The 6,730-nt window shown below is 69.6% G+C and carries 3 protein-coding genes and 2 pseudogenes; 2 read left to right on the plus strand and 3 right to left on the minus strand.

Annotated features, from left to right (window positions below):
• Nucleotides 1-1,112: 4Fe-4S dicluster domain-containing protein (locus tag ACIKT0_RS10825; protein ID WP_407105356.1), on the plus strand; the 1,112-nt coding region annotated here is incomplete at its 5' end.
• Here ACIKT0_RS10825 and ACIKT0_RS10830 read toward each other — a convergent pair.
• Together ACIKT0_RS10830 and ACIKT0_RS10835 are read right to left on the minus strand one after the other, a co-directional pair.
• Nucleotides 1,048-2,169, minus strand: a pseudogene (locus ACIKT0_RS10830) (c-type cytochrome); the annotation flags it as partial. The gene ACIKT0_RS10825 and the pseudogene ACIKT0_RS10830 sit on opposite strands and share 65 nt — an antisense overlap.
• A 5-nt stretch (nt 2,170-2,174) precedes the next feature.
• Nucleotides 2,175-2,435 (minus strand): annotated as a pseudogene (locus tag ACIKT0_RS10835) (DUF4126 family protein); the annotation flags it as partial.
• Nucleotides 2,436-2,610: 175 nt separating this feature from the next.
• On the opposite strand from ACIKT0_RS10835, the gene ACIKT0_RS10840 reads away from it, so the two are divergent.
• Nucleotides 2,611-4,386, plus strand: coding sequence for a pyrroloquinoline quinone-dependent dehydrogenase (locus ACIKT0_RS10840; protein ID WP_407105357.1), 1,776 nt, complete (start codon nt 2,611-2,613; stop codon nt 4,384-4,386).
• Between the two features lie 20 nt (nt 4,387-4,406).
• Here the strand turns inward: ACIKT0_RS10840 and ACIKT0_RS10845 are convergent, their stop codons facing one another.
• A complete protein-coding gene (locus ACIKT0_RS10845; protein WP_407105358.1) occupies nt 4,407-6,398 on the minus strand; it encodes an acyl CoA:acetate/3-ketoacid CoA transferase in 1,992 nt (663 codons plus the stop codon).
• Nucleotides 6,399-6,730: the final 332 nt, after the last annotated feature.

Here is a 6,730-nt window from a genome sequence, read left to right on the forward strand (position 1 = left end):
CGCTGATGCGGCGGGTGCGGGCGCTGCTGCTGGCCTACCTCGCCGCCGGCGGCGCGGAGCCTGTCGTGCTGTTCCACGACGGCGACCACGGCGAGCCGCTGATCCATGCGCTCGCGCGCTACGGCGAAGGGCTGCCGGCGGAGGTTCTGCCGGTTCAGGTGAACGAGATCACGCAGATCGGCCCGGAGCAGTTCGCGGCCCTGTTCGCCTACGGCGCCGTCGGGGCGCACGTCCTGACGAGGGCGCGGCCCCGGCACGACCTCGACAGCCTGCTGCGCGCGATCGCGCTCGCGAACGCGCTTGCCGTCGCCCAGGGGTATGGCGGCCTGGCGGGAACCCTGCCGGTTTCGATCATCTCGGCCGACGATCCCGACCATCTCGCGGAAGCGCTGGCGAGCGCCGAGCGCGGCGCGCCCGCCCCCGATCCGGCGACCTTCATGCCGTTCGGCGGCAAGCGCGAGACGTTCCGGTTCGCGCTTCGACAGATGCACGCCGTCGCGCCGGCGCCCGTCGCCTTCGTGCCGCTCGAGACCGGCGCGCCGTTTGGCGGCCTGGCGTTCCGCACCGAGGCCTGCACGCTCTGCCTGGCGTGCGTGGGGGCCTGCCCGACCCAGGCCCTCTCGGACAACCAGGATCGGCCGCAGCTGACCTTCAAGGAAGATCTCTGCGTTCAGTGCGGCCTGTGCGCCAACACCTGCCCGGAGAACGTCATCAGCCTCAAGCCGCAGCTCGACTTCGACGCCTGGGCTGCTCCGCGACGCACGCTCAAGGAGGAGGAGCCGTTCGAATGCGTCGTCTGCGCGAAGCCCTTCGGGACGCGCAGCACGATCGAGCGGGTGATCGAGAAGCTGCACGGCCGGCACTGGATGTTCGCCGGGGTCGAGGGCGAACGCCGCATCCGCATCCTGAAGATGTGCGACGACTGCCGCGTCGAGGCCGCATTGAACGAGGAGTTCGATCCGCACGCCGCGCCGGAGCGACCGCCGACCCGGACCACAGAAGACTATCTGCGCGAGCGCGCGGCGGTAGCGCCCATGGAGGCGCCGCTCAACGGGGCGCGGTCGCCCTCTGGAGGAACTGAACCAGCGCTTCCCGATCCGCCGCGCTCGTGATCCTCTGTTCGGGCATCTTGGTGCCCGGGGTGTAGCGCGCGGGCCCGATGTCGAAGAGTTCGGCGATGGTGCGCGCGTTCCAGATGATGTCCATCTTCCGCAGCGGCTCGGAATAGCGATAGTCCGGCGCGGTGGCGATCCGGCGCCCGAACACGCCGGCCAGAGTAGGTCCCGCCCGTTCGCCTTCGCCGCTCTTCAACGTGTGGCAGGCGACGCAGGCGCGGAACACTTCGGCGCCGCGATCACCGGCGTACTCAGCGAGCGGATCGGCGAGCTGGGACATGGCGATGGGGCCGACGGGCGCGCCGGTCTCGGCGCTCCAGCGCCGCACCAGCCGATCGCTCCCGCCCGTGACGATCTCCGCGCCGTCGGGTCGCCAGGCGAGCGACCAGACCGGCAGGCCAGGGCCCACAAGCCTGTTCAGGATGCGCCCGGTGGCGCGCTCCACGATGGCGACTGCGCCCCCCGCGGTCGCGGCCGCGACCCTCGCCCCGTCCGGCGACATTGCGAGCGCGATGACAGGCGCCGGCGCGATCTCGACCTCCGCCCGGACCGCTCCGTCCGGCGCCAGGAACCGCACCGTGAAGTCGGCGCCGGCGGCTGCGATCTCACCATCGGCCGCGATCGCGAGCGCGTTTACCGGAGAGGGAAGCTGCGCCATCACGGGTGCCGCCGCATCGTCCCGCGGCCAGATCCGGACCGTGGCGTCATGGCCTCCGGTGACGAGGCGCCCGTCTGGCAGGAACGCGACCGTGTTGACGGGCCCCTTGTGGCCCTCGATCACGCGCCCCGCGCCGCCACTGGCCAGCGGCCAGATCCTCGCCGTCCCGTCCCACGAAGCGGACGCCAGCGAGGCGCCGTCGGGAGAGACCGCCAGCCCGGCGATCGGGCCCTCATGGGCGGAGATGACCTGAACCGGCTCGCCCCCTGCGCTCGTCCAGAGCGCGATGCGTCCATCTTCGGAGGCGGTGGCGAAACGGCCGTCCGGCAGCGCCGCGACAGCATTCACGGCGCCGTCGTGGAAGCGCAGCACCTTGCGCGCGACCCCGGCCTCGATATGCAGATGGCTCCGCTGACGATGCGCGCGGCGAAGGCGTGCGGGACCTTTCGGCTCGGCGTCCGGGGGAGCTTGTCGCCGACGAGCTCGAGCGCGGCCAGGACGGTCAGCACGACCGGCGTCCATGCGTAGCCCAGAAAGGCGAGCCAGCTCCCTTCGAGATCAAGCCAGCCGAGCTGCGCGGCCCAGCTGACGGCCGCCGGCGCGGTCATGGTTCGGGATCCGGCGACGAGGCCGATGAGCAGGGCGGCGAGCAGCGTGAGCATCGGGAGGCCTCCTGAACGGCGGTCTTGCGGCTGGCTCCCGCCGAACATCGCACATGACGATCGGGACCGCGAAGGTCCCGCTTGGCGCGGCGCCCGTGTTGATCGATGGTTTGGGCAGTTCCGCGAATGGGGGAAGCCGCCTGTGAGTCGCCGCGCCCGGATCCTCCTGCCCCTCATGTTCGCTCTCGCGCAGATCGGGTCGCCCGCGGCGGCCGCGCCGGTGGACGACGCACGCCTCCTGGCCGCTGACGCCGACGCCGCGAACTGGCTGTTGCCCGGCCGCGACTACGCGGATCGGCGGTTCTCGCCGCTACGGCAGATCGACGCGAGCACGGTGAAGCGGCTGGTCCCCAAGTGGATCTACCAGACAGGCACGGCCGCGACCTTCCAGACGTCGCCGATCGTGGCTGACGGGGTCATGTATCTCTCGGCGCCGTTCTCCCACGTCATGGCGGTCGACGCGAAGACCGGGCGCGAAATCTGGCGCTACGAGCACAAGTCGCGGACCAAGAAACTCTGCTGCGGGCCGGCGAACCGCGGCGTCGCGATCGGCTACGGCAAGATCTTCGTCGCAACCGTCGACGCGCGGCTGGTGGCGCTTGACCAGGCGACCGGCAAGGTCGTGTGGGACGCGCCCCTCGCAGATCCGTCGAGCGAGCCCGAACCCACCGAGGACCGCGCGTCGCTCGGCAAGGCCGATCCTGCGCTGAAGGGCGCGGTGTCAGGCTCGACCGGCATCGGCGCGAACTCGGCGCCGCTGGTCTTCGACGGCAAGGTGATCATCGGCATCACCGGCGTTGGCTACGGGCTGCATCTCGACAGCGACCGGCCCGGGGCGCCGCTCGGGGCCGTGGTGGGCGTGGCGGGACGCTACGGCCGCCCCGGCTTCATCGCCGCCTTCGACGCCTCCTCGGGCGCAGAGGTCTGGCGGTTCGACACCACGCAGGAAGGATGGGAGGGCGTCTTCCGCCAGACCACGCCCTACGGCGTTCCGCTCGACCGTGACATCGCCGCCGAGAAGGCGGCCGCGCCCGAGCACAAGGACGCCTGGCGCTATGGCGGCGGCTCGATCTGGCACGCCCCCGCGCTCGACCCGAAGACCGGCGTTCTGTTCCTCGGGGTCGGCAACCCCTCGCCGCAGGCCGCCGGCGAGAGCCGCCCGGGCGACAATCTCTACACCTCGTCGCTTGTCGCCTTGAACGCCCGCACGGGCAAGCTCGTCTGGCACTACCAGCAGACCCCGCACGACATGTGGGGCTATGACGTCGCCAGCCCGCCCTCGCTGTTCAGCCTCGATGTCGACGGAAAGAAGCGAGAAGTGGTCGGACAGGCCAGCAAACTCGGCTGGTACTTCGTGCACGACCGGGCGACCGGCGAACTGCTGTTTCGCTCCGAGCCGTTCGTCCCCCAGTCCAACATGTTCCGGGCGCCGACCCCGGAGGGGATCGTGATCGCGCCGGGCGTCGGCGGCGGGGTGAACTGGTCGCCGGCCTCGATCGACGAGGCCAACGGCGTCGCCTATGTGGCGGCGATGCACTGGCCCTCGACCTACAGGGCGCAGGAGATCGCGGCGACGGCCGACAAGCCGGCGGTGCGCTACTTCAACATCGAGCCCGCGAAGGACGGCATGTACGGCCTTCTGACCGCGATCGATCTGAAGGCCGGCGGCAAGCTGCTCTGGCAGGAGAAGACGGCCCAGCCGCTGATCGGAGGGGTGCTGGCGACCGCCGGCGGCGTCGCCTTCACGGGCGAGGGCGGCGGCGACTTCTCGGCCTTCGACGCCCGAAGCGGCAAGAAGCTGTGGAGCTTCAACTGCGGCGCCGGGGTCAACGCGCCGCCGATCGCCTTCATGGTCGACGGCAAGCAGTATGTCGCGGTGGCGGCCGGCGGAAGCCAGATCTGGGGCTTCCGCCAGGGCGGCGCGGTGATCGCCTTCGGCCTGCCGGACTGAGGAAAGCGCGAGCGGCGGCCTCAGGCCGCCGCCGCCGCCTCGTTGTCCTCTTCGACTTCGCCCATCGCGGCGTTGAACATGTCGTGCCGCTCGAGGAACGCGTGGGCGTCCTCCTTGCGCTCGAACACATGAGGCGCGAGCCCCCGCTTCTTCAGCGCCTCCTGCATCTTCAGCCGCAGGAACGCGTTGGTCGTGTAGCGGGTGGTCGTCGCGTAATAATGCTCCATCAGATATTCGATCATCCCCGCATAGTCGTCGTAGAACGCCTCGCTGATGCGGAACCCGTCATGGTTGACGACGGAGTTGACGCGCTTGCCGGCCTTCTCGCAGGCTTCCACGAGCACGCGGCGGAGATCGTCGATGTCGCTCTTCTGCCGGACCTGCCAGCCCTCGAGATTGAGGAACAGGATGTTCCGGTCGGAATCGTAGCTGACCCGCTCGCAGAGCTTGAGATTGAGCAGGTCCGACAGCAGGTCCATCGGCTCGTCGAGGAAGATCCTGCGGTCCATCAGGATCGGCTTGTTGACGATCGGCTGGAAGTCCATGTGCGGGAGGATGTCCCGCTCGATGTCGACGCCTGGCGCGACCTCGATCAGCTCCAGCCCCTCCTTGGTGAGCTGGAACACGCAGCGCTCCGTCACGTAGATCACCGGCTGGCTGCGCTGCTTGGCGTAGGGGCCGCTGAACGTGTTCTGCTCGACGAGCTTCAGGAACTTGCGCGAGCGGCCCTCCTTGAGAATCCTCAGCTCGCCGTTCTCGATCTCGACCTCGAGTCCGCCGGCCGTAAAGGTGCCGGCGAAGACGACGCTGCGGGCGTTCTGGCTGATGTTGATGAAGCCGCCGCAGCCGTTGAGCTTGCCGCCGAAGCTCGAGGTGTTGACGTTGCCTTCCTGGTCGCACTCGGCCATGCCGAGGCAGGTCATGTCGAGGCCGCCGCCGTCGTAGAAGTCGAACATCTGGTTCTGGTCGATGATGCAGTCGGCGTTGGTGGCCGCACCGAAGCTCGAGCCGGACGCCAGCACGCCGCCGACCGCGCCGGCCTCGGTGGTCAACGTGATGTAGGGCGTGACCTTCTCCTCGTTGGCGACCGAGGAGATGCCCTCCGGCGCGCCGACGCCGAGGTTGACGACGCCGTTCGGCGGCAGCTCGAACGCAGCGCGGCGCGCGATGATCTTGCGGGCGTCGAGCTTCATGCGCGCGATGCCGGTCACCGGGACGCGGATCTGCCCGGCGAGCGCCGGATCGTGCTGCACGCCGTAGTTCATGCGGTGATGCTCGGCGTCGGCGAGCACCACGCAGTCGACCAGGATGCCCGGAATCCGCACGTCCTTCGGCAGCAGGAAGCCGTCGTCGACGATGCGCTCGACCTGCGCGATGACGATGCCGCCATTGTTGTGGGCGGCCATCGCCTGGGCGAGGCAGTCGAGCGTCAGCGCCTCCTTCTCCATCGAGATGTTGCCCGAAGGGTCCGCGCTGGTGCCGCGGATGAAGGCCACGTCGATCTTGGTGGCCTTGTAGAACAGCCACTCCTCGCCATCGACGTCTACGACCTTGACGATCTCCTCGTCCGTCAGCGTGTTCACCTTGCCGCCGCCATGACGCGGATCGACATAGGTGTGTAGGCCCACTTTAGAGAACAGCCCCGGCTGGCCCGCGGCGCAGGCGCGATAGAGCTGCGAGATCACGCCTTGCGGCAGGTTGTAGCCGCGGATGCGGTTCTCCTTCGCGGCCTGCGCGACCTTCGGCATGCGGCCGAAATTCGCGGCGATGACGCGGCTCAGCAGGCCTTCATGGTGCAGCCGGCCGGTGCCGAGGCCTTTGCTGTCTCCGGCGCCCGCCGTCATGATCAGGGTCAGGTCGCGCGGCGCGCCGGTCTCGACGTAGCGCTTCTCGAGCGCCGCGTGCAGCGCCTCCGGGATGCAGCTCTGGACGAAGCCCGTGGTGGTGACGACGTCGCCGTCCCGGATCAGCGCCATGGCCTCCGCGGCCGAGGTGACCTTGTTCTTCTTCATGCGCCCCTGCGTTCCTCCGGCGGCCTAAGCTTCGGCAGCCTCAGTCCTGGCATTCCAAGTTAGGCAAGCTTCTTGGATTTGCGGATGAGGCGCGAGCCTAGAGAGCGGTCCGAAGCTTCGCAATGCCGCCAATGTCTTAGTGCGCCCAGCCGCCGCAGGGGGCGGGCGGCGAGCGGCCGGTGAAGCTGGCGCTAGAGACGCGTGCTGAGGTCGGTTAGCCAGTCGGGAGAGCGGTCCAGCAGGGCGGCCTCGAGGGTCTTGTCGTAGCCGCTCAGCACGCCGGCGCCGAGCAGCACCAGCAGCGCGCCCAGGACGGCTCTCGCGCCGCGGCC

Source organism: Hansschlegelia beijingensis (assembly GCF_045505405.1).
Taxonomy (GTDB): domain Bacteria; phylum Pseudomonadota; class Alphaproteobacteria; order Rhizobiales; family Methylopilaceae; genus Methylopila; species Methylopila beijingensis_A.

Excerpts from the sequence above, each read along its gene's own strand:
- ACIKT0_RS10840 (WP_407105357.1), top strand. The coding sequence starts at position 2,611 with ATGTTCGCTCTCGCGCAGATCGGGTCGCCCGCGGCGGCCGCGCCGGTG.
- ACIKT0_RS10845 (WP_407105358.1), bottom strand. The coding sequence starts at position 6,398 with ATGAAGAAGAACAAGGTCACCTCGGCCGCGGAGGCCATGGCGCTGATC.